Source organism: Streptomyces sp. G45 (genome assembly GCF_049542095.1).
Classification (GTDB): Bacteria; Actinomycetota; Actinomycetes; order Streptomycetales; family Streptomycetaceae; genus Streptomyces.
In genome coordinates this window covers 7,849,468-7,866,918 of sequence record NZ_JBMUZU010000001.1, presented here as the reverse complement: position 1 = coordinate 7,866,918, position 17,451 = coordinate 7,849,468, and the positions used below count along the sequence as shown (strand labels likewise).

Annotated in this window: 14 protein-coding genes and 1 pseudogene; 12 read left to right on the top strand and 3 right to left on the bottom strand. The window is 74.3% G+C overall.

Annotation, left to right across the window (positions count from 1 at the left end; translation table 11 throughout):
• The first annotated feature begins 60 nt into the window (after positions 1-60).
• The 7 genes and pseudogenes from ACOBQU_RS33455 (at position 61) to purB (ending at position 7,539) form a co-directional block, all read left to right on the top strand.
• Positions 61-954, top strand: coding sequence for a TIGR03621 family F420-dependent LLM class oxidoreductase (locus ACOBQU_RS33455; RefSeq protein WP_423632384.1), 894 nt, complete (start codon positions 61-63; stop codon positions 952-954).
• A 90-nt stretch (positions 955-1,044) separates the two neighbouring features.
• Complete coding sequence (locus ACOBQU_RS33450; RefSeq protein WP_423632382.1) at positions 1,045-1,512, top strand: GNAT family N-acetyltransferase; 468 nt, start codon at positions 1,045-1,047, stop codon at positions 1,510-1,512.
• A gap of 151 nt (positions 1,513-1,663) precedes the next feature.
• Positions 1,664-3,010, top strand: coding sequence for a hemolysin family protein (locus tag ACOBQU_RS33445; protein WP_423632380.1), 1,347 nt, complete (start codon positions 1,664-1,666; stop codon positions 3,008-3,010).
• Positions 3,007-4,020 carry a hemolysin family protein gene (locus tag ACOBQU_RS33440; RefSeq protein ID WP_423632379.1) on the top strand — a complete coding sequence of 338 codons (1,014 nt, stop codon included), beginning with the start codon at positions 3,007-3,009 and terminating at the stop codon, positions 4,018-4,020. Before ACOBQU_RS33445 ends, ACOBQU_RS33440 begins: the two co-directional genes overlap by 4 nt.
• A gap of 259 nt (positions 4,021-4,279) precedes the next feature.
• Positions 4,280-5,149, top strand: coding sequence for an SGNH/GDSL hydrolase family protein (locus tag ACOBQU_RS33435; protein ID WP_423632377.1), 870 nt, complete (start codon positions 4,280-4,282; stop codon positions 5,147-5,149).
• A gap of 11 nt (positions 5,150-5,160) precedes the next feature.
• Positions 5,161-5,724: pseudogene (locus ACOBQU_RS33430) on the top strand (SDR family NAD(P)-dependent oxidoreductase); the annotation flags it as partial.
• Between the two features lie 372 nt (positions 5,725-6,096).
• A complete protein-coding gene (purB, locus tag ACOBQU_RS33425; RefSeq protein ID WP_423634885.1) occupies positions 6,097-7,539 on the top strand; it encodes an adenylosuccinate lyase in 1,443 nt (480 codons plus the stop codon).
• A 139-nt stretch (positions 7,540-7,678) separates the two neighbouring features.
• Here the strand turns inward: purB and lysA are convergent, their stop codons facing one another.
• The 3 genes from lysA to ACOBQU_RS33410 all read right to left on the bottom strand — a co-directional run bounded on the left by lysA (position 7,679) and on the right by ACOBQU_RS33410 (position 10,525).
• The gene (gene lysA / locus ACOBQU_RS33420; protein ID WP_423632375.1) at positions 7,679-9,094 is read right to left on the bottom strand and encodes a diaminopimelate decarboxylase; all 1,416 of its coding nucleotides are present in this window, start codon (positions 9,092-9,094) and stop codon (positions 7,679-7,681) included.
• A 70-nt stretch (positions 9,095-9,164) separates the two neighbouring features.
• A complete protein-coding gene (locus ACOBQU_RS33415; protein WP_423632373.1) occupies positions 9,165-9,620 on the bottom strand; it encodes an SAV_915 family protein in 456 nt (151 codons plus the stop codon).
• Between the two features lie 221 nt (positions 9,621-9,841).
• Positions 9,842-10,525, bottom strand: coding sequence for a response regulator (locus ACOBQU_RS33410; RefSeq protein WP_423632371.1), 684 nt, complete (start codon positions 10,523-10,525; stop codon positions 9,842-9,844).
• 805 nt (positions 10,526-11,330) lie between these two features.
• Between ACOBQU_RS33410 and ACOBQU_RS33405 the strand changes: the two genes are divergently transcribed.
• From ACOBQU_RS33405 to scpA, 5 genes are all read left to right on the top strand, one after another.
• Complete coding sequence (locus ACOBQU_RS33405) at positions 11,331-12,140, top strand: SDR family NAD(P)-dependent oxidoreductase (RefSeq protein ID WP_423632369.1); 810 nt, start codon at positions 11,331-11,333, stop codon at positions 12,138-12,140.
• Between the two features lie 37 nt (positions 12,141-12,177).
• Positions 12,178-12,267, top strand: coding sequence for a 50S ribosomal protein bL37 (locus ACOBQU_RS33400; RefSeq protein WP_423632367.1), 90 nt, complete (start codon positions 12,178-12,180; stop codon positions 12,265-12,267).
• Positions 12,268-12,443: 176 nt separating this feature from the next.
• Complete coding sequence (locus ACOBQU_RS33395) at positions 12,444-13,244, top strand: GNAT family N-acetyltransferase (RefSeq protein WP_423632365.1); 801 nt, start codon at positions 12,444-12,446, stop codon at positions 13,242-13,244.
• 154 nt (positions 13,245-13,398) lie between these two features.
• Entirely contained in the window at positions 13,399-15,252 is a 1,854-nt protein-coding gene (gene mutA / locus ACOBQU_RS33390; protein WP_423632363.1) for a methylmalonyl-CoA mutase small subunit, read from the top strand.
• Positions 15,249-17,450, top strand: coding sequence for a methylmalonyl-CoA mutase (gene scpA, locus ACOBQU_RS33385; protein ID WP_423632361.1), 2,202 nt, complete (start codon positions 15,249-15,251; stop codon positions 17,448-17,450). Before mutA ends, scpA begins: the two co-directional genes overlap by 4 nt.
• Position 17,451: the final 1 nt, after the last annotated feature.

Genomic DNA, 17,451 nt, shown 5'->3' with positions numbered 1-17,451 from the left:
CCCTTGCGGCCTGTCCGTCCCTTGCGCCCTGTCCGCCCCTTGCGCCCCTTAGGAGAGTCCATGCCCGCGCGTCCCTTCCGCTTCGGTGTCACCCTGCTCACTCCCGCGCCGCGCGCCGAGTGGCGTGAGAAGTGCCGCAGGGCGGAGGGGCTCGGCTACGACGCGGTCCTCGTCGCGGACCACCTGGGCATGCCCGCGCCGTTCCCCTCGGTCGTGGCCGCCGCCGAGGCGACCGAGCGGGTGCGGGTCGGCACGTTCGTCCTCAACGCGGGCTTCCACACCCCCGCGCTGCTCGCCCGCGAGGCTGCGACCGCGGACCTGCTCACGGACGGCCGCCTCGAACTCGGCCTCGGCACCGGCTACGTCAGGGCGGAGCACGAGGCGGCGGGCCTGGCGTTCGGCTCGGCCCCGGAGCGCGTGGACCACCTGCGGCGCACGGTCGAGGAGCTGGACCGGCTCCTCGCCGACGAGGAGTTCCAGCCGCGGCCGGTGCAGCGCCCGCGCCCGCCGGTGCTGATCGGCGGCAACGGCGACCGGACGCTGAAGCTGATCGCCGAGCACGCGGACATCGCCGCGTTCACCGGGATCCGGCCGCTGCCGGGGCACGGAGGCGGCAAGGCGCTCCCGCTGAGCGCCGCCGAGCTGGACGGGCGGGTCGCCGCCTACCACCGGTTCGCCGCCACTCGCGCCGCGCCCGCCGAGCTGAACCTGGTGGTCCAGCTGGTCGAGGTGACCGACGACCGGCGGGCGGCCGCCCGGAGGGTCGCCGACTCCCGGCCTCACCTGACCGCCGAGGCCGTGCTGGACCTGCCGACCATGTTCATCGGCACCGTCCGGCAGATCGCGGACCAGGTGCGCGCCCAGCGCGAGCGGTACGGCTTCTCGTACGTCTCCGTCCTGGAGCCGTACCTGGAGGCGTTCGGGCCCGTGGTCGAGGAGCTGCGCGGCGCGTGACGGCGGCGCCCCGGACCGCCGCCGTCCGGCTGATGGAATTGCCGGGCGGCGCCGGGGGCGCGCGTGGTGGGATGCGGTCATGGACGATCTGTGCGTACGGCCGCGACGGCCGACGACCTGGACGGAGTGCTCGCCTTCTGGAAGCGGGCCGCGGAGGGCACCAGCATCAGCGACGACCGGTCGGGGGTGGCCGGGCTCGTGGCCCGCGACCCCGAGGCGCTGCTGCTCGCGGAGCGCGGCGGAGAGCTGGTCGGCACGCTGATCGCCGGGTTCGACGGCTGGCGGGCCTCGCTGTACCGGCTCGCCGTGGACCCCGGCGCGCGGCGCACGGGGGTCGCCATGGCGCTGCTGCGGGTGGCCGAGGAGCGCTTCGTGGCGCTCGGCGCCCGGCGGGCCGACGCCATGGTCCTGGTGCGCAACGAGATCGCGCAGCACGCGTGGGCAGCCGCCGGGTACGGGCCCGAGGAGCACTGGCGGCGCTGGGTTAAGCCGCTCGGCGCCCAGGGAACCCGCTCACCGCGCGGCACCGAGCACCCCCCAGCCCATAACAGTGAGTGACGCTCCGCGCAGCGCTTTGCCGACCCTTTAACATGGGGGACTCCTGTAACCCGACGGAAAGGTGTGAGCGTCCGCCCATGGGCGAGCCTCCTAGTACCCCACATCGCGCATTCACCACGCCCCTGGCCGATCATGGGACGGAGGTGACCCGATGACCGAAGTGCTCCTGCTCCTGGTGGCGGTGCTGCTCTCGCTCGCGTGCGGCGTGTTCGTCGCGGCGGAGTTCTCGCTCACGACCGTCGAGCGCAGCGACCTCGAACGCGCGGTGGAGCGCGGCGAGCGCGGCGCCGCCAGCGCCCTGAAGGCGGTCAAGAACCTCACGTTCCAGCTGTCCGGCGCGCAGCTCGGCATCACCGTGACCGGCCTGGTCGTCGGCATGCTCGCCAAGCCCGCCATCGGCGACCTGATCGAGGGCCCGCTCACCTCCGTCGGCGTTCCCGCGTCGGCGGCCTCCAGCGTCGCGCTCATGCTCGGTACGGCCCTGTCGACCGTCTTCCTGATGGTCGTCGGCGAGCTGGTGCCGAAGAACTGGGCGATCTCCTCGCCGCTGCCCATAGCCAAGCGCGTGGCGACCCCGCAGCGGATCTTCAGCGCCGCCTTCCGGCCCTTCATCACCCATCTGAACAACACCGCGAACCGCGCGGTGCGCCGCATGGGCATGGAGCCCGCCGAGGAGCTGGCGTCCGCGCGCGGGCCCAAGGAGCTGGCGGCCCTTGCCCGGCACTCGGCGAAGGAGGGCGCCTTGGAGGCGGAGACCGCCGAGCGGTTCATGCGCACCCTGAACCTGGCCGACCTCACCGCCGAGAACGTGATGACGCCCCGCGTCCAGGTCCTTGCCCTGGAGGCGCAGGCCACCTGCGCGGACGTCGCCAACGCCACCCGGGCGAGCGGCCTGTCCCGCTTCCCCGTCTACCGCGGCAGCCTGGACACGGTCGTCGGCGTCGTCCACATCAAGGACGTCCTCACCGTGCCCGCCGAGCGCCGCGCCCTCGTCCCGGTCAGCGAGTTGATGCGCGAGCCGCTGCTCGTACCGGAGTCGCTGACCGTGGACCGCCTCCTGGACCGGCTCTCCGGCAAGCGCACCATGGCCGTCGTCATCGACGAGTACGGCGGAACGGCGGGCGTCGCCACCCTGGAGGACATCGTCGAGGAGGTCGTCGGCGAGGTCCACGACGAGCACGACCCGCACGAGACGCCCGACCTGGCCGCCGCCGGAACCGACGACGAGGGCCGCGCCCTTTACTCGGCGGACGGCGCGGCCCGCACCGACGAGCTGGCCCGTGTGGGCCTCAGGGTCCCGGACGGCCCGTACGAGACGCTCGCGGGCCTGGTCGCCACCGAGCTGGGCCGCATCCCCTCCGTCGGGGACCGCGTCGAGGTCTCCGGCTGGCGCCTGGACGTGGTGGACGCCACCGGCCGCCGTGCCGCCCGCGTGCTGCTGCACGCCCCGGCCACCAGCGGCGACGAGGACGACGAGCCGGAGGACGAGACCCGATGACCGCCATCCAGTTGCTGATCGGCCTGGCGACGCTCGTCGTCAACGCCTTCTTCGTGGGCGCCGAGTTCGCCCTGATCTCGGTGCGCCGCAGCCAGATCGAGCCGTACGCCGACGACGGCGACCGGCGCGCCAAGAGCGTCCTGTGGGGCCTGCGGCACGTGTCCGTGCTGATGGCGGCGGCGCAGCTCGGCATCACGCTGTGCACCCTGGTGCTCGGCGTCGTCGCCGAACCCGCGATCGCGCACCTGCTGGAGCCGCTGTTCGACGCGGTGGGCGTGCCGCACGGTCTGGTCCACCCCATCTCGTTCGTGATCGCGCTCGCCGTGGCCACGTATCTGCACATGCTGCTCGGCGAGATGATCCCGAAGAACGTGGCGCTCGCGGAGCCGGTGCGCAGCGCGCTGCTGCTCGGGCCGCCCCTGGTGGCGCTGGCGCGCGCCATGCGCCCGCTGGTCTTCACGATCAACGCGTTCGCCAACGCGATCCTGAAGCTGCTGCGGGTCGAGACCAAGGACGAGGTCGCGGCGACGTTCTCGGACGCCGAGCTGGCGCGCCTGGTACAGGACTCCAGCGACGCGGGCCTGATCGACGACCGCGCGCAGGAGCGCCTGCACGACGCCCTGGAGCTGGGCCGCCGCCCGGTGCGGGACGTGGTGCTGCCCCTGGAGCGGGTGGTGTACGCGCGGGTGGGCGTCACCCCCGAGCAGTTGGAGCGGCTCTCGGCCGAGACCGGGTTCTCCCGCTTTCCCGTCGTCGACGAGGGGCGGCGCATCGTGGGCTATCTGCATGTGAAGGACGCGCTCGAAGTGACGCCCCGGAACCTGCCGTTCCGGGTGTCGGACATGCGGTCCATCGCGCGGGTGCGCGAGACGACGCCGCTCGACGGCGTCCTCACGGCCATGCGGGGCAGCCGCACGCACGTGGCCGCGGTGCTCGGCGCGGACGGCCGCCTGGCCGGAATGGTCACCATGGAGGACGTCCTGCGGGAGCTGTTCGGCCAGCCCGCCTGAGCCGCCCCCGCGGATACGCCTGGAAGGTGCGCTTCCGGGGCCGACCTGAGCGGCGTACGGCTGGCTGTGCGCCGATGACCTCGACTGGGCCTTCGGCGACGGTCCGGAGTTGCGGGGCGGTGGGCAGGATCTGCTGCTGGTCGCCTTCGGGCGGCCGGTGTCCGTGGATCGGCTGCGGGGCGCGGCGCGCGACCGCTTCGCCGTGGGCTGAGCCCGGGACCGGGCCGGGCGGGGGTGCCGGGATACGATCGGTGGCGCCATGGAGATCATCGACCCCGCCCCGCAGCTCGACGCGCCCCACCACGCCAGCCTCGTCGCGATCGGTGACTCCTTCACGGAGGGGATGTCCGATCTGCTGCCCGACGGTGGTTACCGGGGCTGGGCGGATGTGCTCGCCGAGCGGCTCGCGGGGCGTACGCCCGGGTTCCGGTACGCCAACCTCGCGGTGCGCGGCAAGCTCATCGGGCAGATCGTCGAGGAGCAGGTCGCCCCGGCGGCGGCGCTCGGCGCCGATGTGATCACGCTGGTGGGCGGGCTCAACGACACACTGCGCCCCAAGTGCGACATGGGCCGGGTGCGGGGCCTGCTGGAGCAGGCCGTGGAGACGCTCGCGCCCGCCTGCAAGCAGCTGGTCCTGATGCGCAGCCCCGGCCGCGAGGGCCCGGTCCTCGAGCGGTTCCGGCCGCGCATGGAGGAGCTGTTCCAGCACGTCGAGGACCTGGCGGCGCGGCACGGAGCCGCCGTCGTGGACCTGTACGGGGCCAGGGCCCTCGGTGACCAGCGGCTGTGGGACGTGGACCGGCTGCACCTGACGGCGGAGGGCCACCGCAGGGTCGCCGAGGCGGTCTGGCAGACGCTGGGGTACGGGGCCGAGGACGACTGGCGGGCCGTGCTGCCCGCCGCCGTGCCGCCGCCGTGGCTGGCGCGGCGGGTCGCGGACGCCCGGTTCGCGCGGCGGCACCTGGCGCCGTGGATCGGCCGCCGCCTGACGGGCCGCTCCTCCGGTGACGGCCGCACCGGCGCGCACGTGGACCCGGTGACGGGCCGCGCGTTCTGGGTCACCCCGGCCGACGCGACGGCGCCCGGGCCGGTCCAGGGCTGGCGCCGCGTGGAGCCCGACGCGGTCTGACGGCCACCGGAATGTCCCCGGGGGCGCGGGAGTTGACCCGAGCGGACGTTGATCAGCTCGCCCCGAGGACAGCAAGGACAGCCATGAGCACCACGACCCCACGCCGCCTTCAGGACCGCACCGTCGTCGTCATCGGCGGCGGCTCCGGCATCGGCCTCCGCGTCGCCCACCAGGCCGTCGAGGCCGGGGCCCGGGTGGTCCTCGGCGGCAGGTCCGCCGACCGCCTGGCCGCCGCCGCGGAGTCCCTCGGGGACGCGGCGGCGTGGCGCACGGTGGACGTCACCGACCGCGCGTCGCTCGCCGCGTTCTTCGAGCCCCTGGAGCGCGTCGACCACCTGCTGACCACGGCGGGCGACTACCAGGTGGGCCCCATGCTGGAGCTGAGCGACGAGGCCGCCGAGAGCCCCTTCGTGTCCAAGTTCTGGGGGCAGTACCACGCGGTGCGGCTCGCGGCGCCGAAGCTCGCGGCGGACGGGTCGGTGGTGCTCATGTCCGGCGCGGCGGGGGCCCGGCCGCCGGGGCCCGCGCCCGCCTACGCGGCGTGCAACGCCGCCCTCGAAGGGCTCGGCCGGGGGCTCGCCGTGGAGCTGGCCCCCGTCCGGGTCAACGTCGTCTCCCCGGGACCGTCGACGGCAACCTGTGGCAGGGGCGGCCCGCCGAGGCACGGGAGCAGGCCTTCGCCCAGTACCGCCGGGACACACTGCTGCACCGCCTGGCCGACGAGGACGAGATCGCCGACGCGGTCCTGTACCTCTTCGGCAACGGCTACACCACGGGCTCCACGCTCTACCCGGACGGCGGCTACACGCTGCGCTAGCCCTCTCGCGCCGCGCGCTCGTCCTCGGGCGCCGGACGGGCGCGGGTGTGCCAGCCCGCGCCCCCTCGTAGCTTCGTACGAACCACACCGCGGCTCTGGCCTGCGCAAACCGCCAGTAGAATGGCGCACCGTGACTGCTGCTCCCGCAAAGCCCCGTATTCCGAACGTCCTCGCCGGGCGTTACGCCTCCGCCGAGCTCGCCACCCTCTGGTCCCCCGAGGAGAAGGTGAGGCTGGAGCGCCGCCTCTGGCTCGCCGTGCTGCGCGCGCAGAAGGACCTCGGCATCGAGGTCCCGGACGCGGCGATCGCCGACTACGAGCGCGTGCTCGACCAGGTCGACCTGGCCTCCATCGCCGAGCGCGAGAAGGTCACGCGCCACGACGTGAAGGCCCGCATCGAGGAGTTCAACGCGCTCGCCGGGCACGAGCACGTGCACAAGGGCATGACGTCCCGCGACCTCACCGAGAACGTGGAGCAGCTCCAGATCCGGCTCTCCCTGGAGCTGGTGCGCGACCGCACGGTGGCGGTGCTCGCCCGCCTCGGCCGCCTCTCCGGCGAGTACGCGGAGCTGGTGATGGCGGGCCGCTCGCACAACGTCGCCGCGCAGGCCACGACCCTCGGCAAGCGCTTCGCGACCGCCGCCGACGAGCTGCTGGTGGCCTACCACCGCCTTGAGGACCTGCTCGGCCGCTACCCGCTGCGCGGCATCAAGGGCCCCGTCGGCACCGCCCAGGACATGCTGGACCTGCTCGGCGGCGACGCGGCCAAGCTCGCGGACCTGGAGCGCCGCATCGCCACGCACCTGGGCTTCGACCGGGCGTTCACCTCCGTCGGCCAGGTCTACCCGCGCTCCCTTGACTACGAGGTCGTCACGGCGCTCGTGCAGCTGACCGCCGCGCCCTCGTCGCTCGCGAAGACGATCCGCCTGATGGCCGGGCACGAGCTGGTCACCGAGGGCTTCAAGCCCGGCCAGGTCGGCTCCTCCGCGATGCCGCACAAGATGAACACCCGCTCCTGCGAGCGCGTCAACGGCCTCACGGTCATCCTGCGCGGCTACGCCTCGATGACGGGCGAGCTGGCGGGCGACCAGTGGAACGAGGGCGACGTGTCCTGCTCCGTGGTGCGCCGGGTGGCCCTGCCGGACGCGTTCTTCGCGCTGGACGGCCTGCTGGAGACCTTCCTCACCGTGCTCGACGAGTTCGGCGCCTTCCCCGCCGTCGTCGCGCGCGAACTGGACCGCTACCTTCCGTTCCTCGCCACCACCAAGGTGCTGATGGCGTCGGTGCGGGCGGGCGTGGGCCGCGAGGAGGCCCACGAGGCGATCAAGGAGAACGCGGTCGCCGCGGCCCTCGCCATGCGCGAGCAGGGCGCCGAGCGCAACGAACTCCTCGACAAGCTGGCCGCGGACTCCCGCATTCCGCTGGACCGCGCCCAGCTGGACGAGCTGATGGCCGACAAGCTGTCGTTCACCGGCGCCGCCAGCGACCAGGTCGCGGCGGTCGTGGCCCGGATCGAGGCGCTGCTCAAGGAGCACCCCGAGGCCGCCGCCTACGCGCCGGGCGCGATCCTCTGACCGCGCGTTGGGGCGCCGCCGCACCGGCGGCGCCCCGACGGCATACGGACTACGGCTCCGCGCCGCACGGCTCCACGCCGCACAGCCGCGCGCCACGCAGCCGCGCGCCGTACTGTCCTACGCCGTACGGCACCACGTCCTACAGCCCCACGTCCCGGCTGCGGATGTCCTCCAGGGACTCGCGGCGCACCAGCAGCCGCGCGTGGCCGTTCGCGACGGCGACGACGGGCGGGCGCCCGACGAGGTTGTAGCCGGAGGCCATCGACAGGTGGTAGGCGCCCGCGACCGGCACGGCGAGCAGGTCCCCCGGCCGGGTGTCGCCGGGCAGCTCGACGTCGCTGGCGAGCACGTCGCCCGCCTCGCAGTGCCGCCCGACGACCGTGACGGGCGCGGGCGCCGCGGTGGACGCGCGGCCCACCAGGCGCGGCAGGTAGCGCACCCCGTACAGCGCGGGGCGCGGGTTGTCGCTCATGCCGCCGTCGACGGCCACGAAGGTGCGCTCGCCGGTGCGCTTGACCGACAGGACCCGGTACAGGGCGACGCCCGCGGGCCCCGCGATCGCCCGCCCCGGCTCGACGAGCAGGCGGGGCACGGGGAGCCCGGCGGCGGCGCAGCTCCCGGCCAGCTCGGCGCGCACCTTGCGGGCGAGCGCGGTGATGTCGAGGGCGTCCTCGCCGGGGCGGTAGGCGATGCCGTGGCCGCCGCCGAGGTCCAGCTCGGGCAGCGTGACGCCGTGGTGGTCCTTGATCCGCGCCATCAGGCCGACCAGGCGGCGCACCGCGCACAGGTACGGCTTCTCCGAGGTGATCTGCGAGCCCAGGTGGCAGTGCAGGCCGACGAGTTCGAGGCCCGGCTGGTCGAGGATGCGGGCTATGGCGTGCTGCGCCGAGCCGTCGGTGAGGGACAGGCCGAACTTCTGGTCGTCGGTGCCCGTACGGACCTTGCTGTGGCCGCCCGCGGCGATGCCCGGCACCACCCGCACCAGCACCTTCTGGCGGCTGCCCGGCGGCACGGCGGCGGCGAGCCTGGCGATCTCCGAGGCGCTGTCGATGACGATCCGGCCGACGCCCAGGCGCAGCGCGGAGCGCAGGTCCTGCGGGCTCTTGGCGTTGCCGTGCAGCACGATGTGCTCGGCGGGGAAGCCGGTGGTGACGGCCAGTTCGAGCTCACCGGCGGAGCACACGTCGAGGCCGAGGCCCTCGTCCGCCACCCAGTGCGCCATCGCGCGGCACAGGAACGCCTTGGCCGCGTACAGCACCTCGGCCTCGGGGAAGGCGTGCCGGTAGGTGCGGCAGCGGTCGCGCACGTCGGCCTCGTCCAGGAGGTAGGCCGGGGTGCCGAACCGGTCGGCGATCTCGGTGAGCGGCACGCCGCCCACGGACAGGTCGCCGTGCGGGAGCCGCGCCGTGGTGTGCGGCCAGACGGCCAGGTCGCCCTGGGGCGGCGTGGGGCCTGTGGGGCGGCCGGTAGGGCCAGCAGGGCCTATGGGGCCTATGGGGCCTGTGGATGCCGGGGCGGTGGGTGCTCCGGGCGCGGGGATGTCCGCGAGGGTCATGGCCGACTTCTCTTTCCGCTTCGTCTTCACGTCCGTCCTCGTTCGCGTCCTCGTTCGCTTCGCCGCGGCCTCAGCCGATCCAGGCGGTGAGCGCGCCGACCACCGCGGCGGCCCCGGTCACCCGGAGCGCGCCCGCGGCGTGGGGGTCCCACTCGCGCCAGCGGAAGCCGCCCCGGGCGGGCGCGGCGGGCACCGGCGCGGCAGGCACCCGCGCGGCGGGCACCGGTGCGGCGGCGGGTGCCTCGGGGGCGAGCCGGGGGTCGACGGTGAGGCGGGCGACGCCCAGGGGTTCGGTGAGGGCGCGCAGGGCCGGTTCGGAGAGCCGGATCCAGGGCTGTCCGGCGCCGAGCGCGGCGTCCAGGCGCTGGCGCGAGGTGAAGGCGACGGCGGTGCGGCCGCCGACGGGCGTGCGGAACAGGCGGGCGACGCAGCCCGCGGGTCCCGGCCGGACGGGGACGAACAGCGGTCCGGCCGGGCCGCGTTCGGCGGGCTCGGGGTCTTCGCCGTACACCAGGTGCTGGGTCATGGGAGTTCCTCCTTGAGGTGCCTGGTGGTCAGGCCCTCGTCGGTGGGGCGGTCGCCGTGCGCCGCGGAGCGGGCGCCGGGCACACAGTGACGGTATGCCCGGCACCCGGTGTCAACCGACCCGCCATGACGGGCCGTTGACGGCGACGCGGCGCACGCTGACACTCCGCTGACGCGGGGCGCCGCCCGGCGCTCGCTCCGTGGCGCGCCGCTCCCCCGGGTTCACTCCTCGAAGCGGTAGCCCATGCCCGGCGCCGTGATCAGATGGCGCGGGTGGGCGGGGTCCGCCTCCAGCTTGCGGCGCAGCTGGGCCATGTAGACGCGCAGGTAGTTGGTGCGCGTGCTGTGCGAAGGGCCCCAGACCTCGCCGAGCAGCTGCTGCTGGCTGACCAGGCGGCCCCGGTGGCGGACGAGCACTTCGAGCAGGTGCCACTCGGTCGGTGTGAGGCGCACGGCGCGCCCGCCCCGTAAGGCCTTCTTGGCGAGCAGGTCGAGCGTGAAGCCCTCGGCCTCGACGACCGCGGAGGCCGCGCCGCGGTCCACGGGGGCCGCGCGGCGGGCGGCGGCGCGCAGCCGGGCGAGGAGCTCGTCCATGCTGAACGGCTTGGTGATGTAGTCGTCGGCGCCCGCGTCGAGCGCCGCGACCTTCTCGTCGGAGGTCTGACGGGCGGACACGACGAGGATGGGCGCCCGGCTGAAGCCGCGCAGCCACCGGATCACGTCGATGCCGTCCATGTCGGGCAGCCCGAGATCAAGGAGGACGACGTCCGGTGGACGCGCCGTCGCGAGGCGCTGGGCCGCGCCCCCGTCGACGGCGGCGTCCACGTCGTACTTGCGTGCCTTGAGGTTGATCTCCAGGGCCCGTACGAGCTGTGGGTCGTCCTCGACCACCAGCACCCGGGTCATCGGTGTGCCGCCTCCTGAGCAGTGCGGGCGGGCCGGGCCGACGAAGGTGCGGAACAGGCCCGCGGTGAGTTGCGGTCCCGTGAAGCAAAGCGCCCACCAGCGCGTTCACCGCCGCTCTTGACGCCACTTATACGGAACGTTCGAACGCGTTGACGTCTCTCTTACGTTCCCGGTCGGGGGTGGCCGCGGCGGGCTCGCGGACATGCGGAACGTCCCGGACCGCGGCCCCCCTCGTGGCCGTGGTCCGGGACGTCCGGACGGACGGAGCCGTACGTCCGTTCCCCCGTGGTGATCAGTCTTGGGTCGATTCCGATCACTTCCGGTCGCGTTGACGTCCCCTGTACGCCGATCCGGGCCTTGTTGACGGAGGTTTGACGCGGGGTCGGCGGACGGCGTCAGGGGGCCGTTCCTTCCGCCCGTCCTTCCGCCCGGGTGCCGTCAGGGCCCCGTCAAGGACCGCTCGGGTCCCTTGAGGCCCTGCTCACCGGCCTGTTGGATGGGGGCCATGAACAGCCGCACGCGCCATGACGACCGGCCGCCTCATACGGCGGTGCCGGTCGTGCGCCCTGTTCGCCTGACGGTGCGCTGACGCCGCACCGCACCCTGCCCGGCCGCGCCCGGCGCTCCTGACGAGCGCGCGGCCTCCGCGCGTCGCGCGCCACCCTTCGTACCCCTTCGCGAACTCTCATGAACCTTCGCGAACTTTCATAGCGCACATCACCCTTCATCTCGCAACCTTTCATCCCGCATGCCCGAGCCCTCGCCGAGGGCCGCCCCGGCATGCCTCACCCCAGGAACGACACCCATGTCCTCTGCCTCCCTGTCCGGGCGCACCGCCCTGGTGACCGGCGCCACCTCCGGAATCGGCTACGAGACCGCCCGGCAGCTCGCCGAGCGCGGCGCCACGGTCCTCGTGCACGGCCGCACCGCCGACGAGGCCGGGGCCGCCGTCGACCGACTGGTCGCCACGGTCGGCACCGACGCCTCCCTGCTGCGCGCGTGCGCCGCCGACTTCACCCGCCTGGAGGAGGTGGAGCGGCTCGCCCGGCGCGTCGTCGCCGAACACCCGCACTTGGACGTCCTGGTCAACAACGCGGGCATCGCGGCCCCCGAGCGGCACACCGTCACCGCCGACGGCAACGAGATCGCCTTCCAGGTGAACTTCCTCGCCCACTACCTCCTCACCAGCCTGCTCGAGCCCGCGCTCACCACCGATCCGGGCGGCCGCGTCGTCAACGTGTCGTCGTCGCTGCACCGCACCGCCTCCATCCAGTGGAGCGACCCGAACCGCGCCCGCCGCTACTCGCGCCTCGCCGCCTACGCCCAGTCGCAGCTCGCCCTGACGGTGTTCGCCGCCGACCCGCGCGTCACCGCGGTGTCCGTGCACCCGGGCGTGTGCGACACGGCTCTGCTCTCGCTGTACGCGCACGAGGGCGCGTCGGCCGCCGAGGGCGCGGCGCACGTGGTGCGGCTGTGCGACCCGGCCGTGGAGATCGTCAACGGCGCGTACTACGACCGCTCCGAGCGCGTCGAGCCCGCCGTGGCCGCCACCGAGGACCGCACCGTCAAGCGCCTCAGCAAGCTCGCCGGACTGCTCGTCGGCCACGCCGTTTGAAGCACCCGCACCCCGTCGCCTGAACCCACGAGAGGACGTGTCCGTTCCGATGTCGAAGCGCGCCCGCAAGAAGAAGGCCCGCCGCAAGAAGAAGGCCAACCACGGCAGCAAGGCCGGTCAGGGCTGACGCTCCCCCCCGAGCAGCCGAAGGCCCCCAGCGGTGTGGTTCCCGGTGCCGCGCCCAGCGCCCCGGAGCCACACCGCTGACGGCTCCCCCTCCCCCGCGGCCCCGTCGCCCTGATGTCGCCCCGATGTCGCCCGTGAGGCCCGCCCGCCTCTGGTCTCCCCTTGGAGGACCGTCCCGTGATCCCGCTCACCCCGCGTCAACTGCCCCTCATCAACGACTGGTTCACCACCGGAGCCCCCGGCCCCGGCGCCCTGCCCGAGCACGTCGCGGGCGGCGGCGCCGGGCAGGCCTGGGCCGACCGCCCGCGGGCGCCACGCGCCGTCGCCGTCTCCTGCGCCGGTCAGGTGCTGCTGCGCGGCGCCCCGGGGGCGGTGACGCCCGAGGGCCTCGCGCCGTTCGCCCGCAGCCAGGTGGCGGCCCCGGCCGCCTTCCTGCCGGTGCTCGGCGCCGCGTTCGACCGGATCGTGCCCGTCGAGCGCATGGTGTACGTCCACCGGGAGCCCGTCGCCGGGCCCCGGCCGCCGCGCGGGGTGCGGCTGCGCCGCGTGGGCCCGGACGACGCGGCGGCGCTGGCCGCGCTGTGGCCGGACTGCGGCTGGCTGCTGGCCAGTTGGAGCGGCCCCGCGGGGCTCGCCGCGTCCGGGCGTGCCGTCGCCGCGTTCGACCGCGCGGGCCGGATCGTGTCGGTGGCGTGCGCGTACTTCGCGGGGTCCGCGTACGACGACGTGGCCGTGGCCACCGCGCCCGAGCACCGGCGCAGGGGGCTCGCGCACGCCTGTGTGACGGCGCTGACCGAGGACGTGACGGCGCGCGGCCGCACCGCGAGCTGGTCCTGCGCGCGCGACAACCGCCCGAGCCGCCTCCTCGCCTGGACCACGGGCTTCCGCTTGGAGCGCGAGTACACCCAGTACGTGACGGGCGCACCCGTCCGGCGGCCGTCGCCCGCGCCACGGCCGTACGCGCAGGTGAGGGCCTGAGGCCCAGGGTGTGCGCGGTGTGCGCTCCGCCCGGCACCGGCCATTACCGGCAAGTAATAACCGGCCGCCGCCCCGAGTTCAAGACCGTTTCCGAGAGTGCAAGGTCACAGCCCCGGTCCGGCACGGGGTGGGCGATCGGCCCTAGCATCGAACCATGACGGTCCTGCCTGACGACGGGCTTTCGCTGGCCGCCGAGTTCCCTGATGCGACCCATGAGCAGTGGCAGCGCCTGGTGGAAGGCGTCCTGCGCAAGTCGGGTAAGGATGTATCGGGGGCGGCGGCCGAGGAGGCGCTGTCCACCGCGCTCGAGGACGGGCTCAGCACCCGGCCGCTGTACACCGCCCGTGACGCCGTGCCCGACCCGGGCCTCCCCGGCTTCGCCCCGTACGTGCGCGGCGGCTCCGCCACCGGCGGCGCCGCGACGGGCTGGGACGTGCGCCAGCGGCACGCGATGGCCGACCCCCGGCGCACGAACGAGGCCATCCTCGCCGACCTGGAGAACGGGGTCACCTCCCTGTGGCTCACGCTCGGCCCCGACGCGCTCCCCGTGTCCGGCCTTGAGCAGGCCCTCGACGGCGTGTATCTGGACCTGGCGCCGGTGGCCCTGGACGCGGGTGCCGCGTACGAGGACGCCGCCCGCGCGCTGCTGCGCCTGATCGACGCGGCGGGCGTCGCCAAGGACGCGGCCCGCGGCGGCCTGGGCGCCGACCCCCTGGGCCACGAGGCGCGCACGGGCGCCCAGTTGGCGGCGGACGCGGCCCTCGACCTGGCGGGCACCTGCGCCCGCGAGTACCCGGGCCTGCGCGCCCTGACCGTGGACGCGCTGCCCTATCACGAGGCGGGCGGCTCGGCCGCGCAGGAGCTCGGCGCCTCGCTGGCGACCGGCGTCGCCTATCTGCGGCTGCTCACGGACGCGGGCCTGTCCCTCCAGGCGGCCTGCGCGCAGCTGGAGTTCCGGTACGCGGCGACCGCCGACCAGTTCCTCACCGTCGCCAAGCTCCGCGCGGCCCGGCGCCTGTGGGCGCGGGTCGCGGAGGCGTGCGGCGACGCGAGCGCGGGCGCCCAGCGGCAGCACGCGGTCACGTCGCCGGTGATGATGACCCGCCGCGACCCGTGGGTGAACATGCTGCGGACGACCGTCGCCTGCCTGGGTGCGGGCGTCGGCGGCGCGGACGCGGTCACGGTCCTGCCGTTCGACCACGCCCTCGGCCTGCCGGACGCCTTCGCGCGCCGCATCGCGCGGAACACGTCGACGATCCTCCTTGAGGAGTCGCACCTGGCGCGGGTCATCGACCCGGCGGGCGGCTCCTGGTACGTGGAGCGCCTGACGGCCGAACTGGCCGGGGCCGCCTGGGAGTTCTTCCAGGAGATCGAGCGCGCGGGCGGCCAGGCGGCGGCGCTGCGCTCGGGCCTGCTCGGCGATCGCCTGGCGGCGACCTGGGCGCGGCGCAGCGAGAAGCTCGCCACGCGGCGCGAGCCGATCACCGGCGTCAGCGAGTTCCCGTACCTGGCCGAGAAGCCCGTGGCGCGCGAGGCCGCGCCCGCCGGACCCACGGGCGGCCTGCCGCGCGTGCGCCGCGACGAGGCGTACGAGGCGCTGCGCGCCCGCTCCGACGCCCACCTCGCGGCGACCGGGGCCCGGCCGAGGGTGTTCCTGGCCGCGCTCGGCCCGGCCGCCGCGCACACGGCGCGGGCCGCCTTCGCGGCGAACCTGTTCCAGGCGGGTGGCATCGAGCCCGTGCACGACCCGGTGTCCGTGGACGCCGCGACGGCCGCCGAGGCGTTCCGCGCCAGCGGCGCCACGGTCGCGTGCCTGTGCTCCAGCGACGCGCTGTACGCCGAGGAGGCCGCCGCCGTGGCCGCCGCGCTCAAGGAGGCGGGCGCCGAGCGCGTCTACCTGGCGGGGCGCCCCGGCGAGTACGACGCCGTCGACGCGTACGTCTTCGCGGGCTGCGACGCCGTGGCCGTCCTGTCCTCCACCCTCGACCTCATGGGAGTGGCGCCATGACGATCCCCGACTTCTCCGGCGTCGGCCTGGAGCCGGGCGCAGCCCCGGCGGGCTCCACCGGGCAGTGGCGCGCCGCCGTCGAGGCGGCCACCGGCAAGGACGCCGACGACCTGCTGTGGGAGACCCCCGAGGGCATCGCCGTCAAGCCGCTGTACACGGGCGCGGACCTGGAGGGCCTGGACTTCCTGGGCACCTACCCGGGCATCGCCCCGTACCTGCGCGGCCCGTACCCGACGATGTACGTCAACCAGCCCTGGACGATCCGGCAGTACGCGGGCTTCTCCACCGCCGAGGAGTCCAACGCCTTCTACCGCCGCAACCTGGCGGCGGGCCAGAAGGGCCTGTCCGTCGCCTTCGACCTGCCCACACACCGGGGGTACGACAGCGACCATCCGCGCGTGACCGGGGACGTCGGCATGGCGGGCGTCGCCATCGACTCGATCTACGACATGCGGCAGCTGTTCGACGGCATCCCGCTGGACCGGATGACGGTGTCGATGACGATGAACGGCGCGGTGCTGCCCGTACTCGCGCTGTACATCGTGGCCGCCGAGGAACAGGGCGTGCCGCCCGAGAAGCTGGCCGGGACCATTCAGAACGACATCCTCAAGGAGTTCATGGTCCGCAACACCTACATCTATCCGCCGAAGCCCTCCATGCGGATCATCTCCGACATCTTCGCGTACACCTCGCAGAAGATGCCGCGCTACAACTCCATCTCCATCTCCGGCTACCACATCCAGGAGGCGGGCGCGACGGCCGACCTGGAGCTGGCGTACACGCTCGCGGACGGCGTGGAGTACCTGCGGGCGGGCAAGGGCGCGGGCCTGGACGTGGACGCGTTCGCGCCGCGCCTGTCGTTCTTCTGGGCGATCGGCATGAACTTCTTCATGGAGGTCGCCAAGCTGCGCGCGGCGCGGCTGCTGTGGGCGAAGCTGGTCAAGCAGTTCGACCCCCAGAACCCCAAGTCCCTTTCGCTGCGCACCCATTCGCAGACCTCCGGCTGGTCCCTGACCGCCCAGGACGTGTTCAACAACGTGACGCGCACCTGCGTGGAGGCCATGGCGGCCACGCAGGGCCACACCCAGTCGCTGCACACGAACGCCCTGGACGAGGCGCTCGCCCTGCCCACGGACTTCTCGGCGCGCATCGCCCGCAACACCCAGCTCCTCATCCAGCAGGAGTCCGGCACCTGCCGCGTCATCGACCCGTGGGGCGGCAGCGCCTATGTGGAGAGGCTGACGTACGACCTGGCGCGGCGCGCCTGGCAGCACATCCAGGAGGTCGAGCAGGCGGGCGGCATGGCGCAGGCCATCGACGCGGGCATCCCGAAGCTGCGCGTCGAGGAGGCCGCCGCGCGCACGCAGGCGCGCATCGACTCCGGGCGCCAGCCGGTGATCGGCGTGAACAAGTACCGGGTGGACAGCGACGAGCAGATCGAGGTCCTGAAGGTCGACAACTCCTCGGTGCGCGCCCAGCAGATCGAGAAGCTGCGGCGGCTGCGCGCGGAGCGCGACGACGCGGCCTGCCGCGAGGCCCTGGACAAGCTGACGGCGGCGGCCGAGCGCGGCTCGGGCCCCGGCCTCGAAGGCAACCTGCTGGCGCTCGCCGTGGACGCGGCCCGCGCCAAGGCCACGGTCGGCGAGATCTCCGACGCCCTGGAGAAGGCGTACGGGCGGCACGCGGGCCAGATCCGTACGATCTCCGGTGTGTACCGCACCGAAGCAGGCCAGTCCCCGTCCGTGGAGCGGACCCGCGCCCTGGTGGCGTCCTTCGAGGAGGCCGAGGGGCGCCGTCCGCGCATCCTGGTCGCCAAGATGGGCCAGGACGGGCACGACCGCGGCCAGAAAGTCATCGCCACCGCCTTCGCCGACCTGGGCTTCGACGTCGACGTCGGCCCGCTGTTCCAGACGCCCGCGGAGGTCGCGCGGCAGGCCGTCGAGGCGGACGTGCACATCGTCGGCGTGTCCTCGCTGGCGGCCGGGCACCTGACCCTCGTACCGGCGCTCAGGGAGGAGCTGGCCGCGGAGGGCCGCGACGACATCATGATCGTCGTGGGCGGGGTGATCCCGCCGCAGGACGTGCCGACGCTCCTGGAGATGGGCGCCACCGCCGTGTTCCCGCCGGGCACGGTGATTCCGGACGCGGCGTACGACCTGGTGCGGCGGCTCGGCGGCGACCTCGGCCACGAGCTGTGAG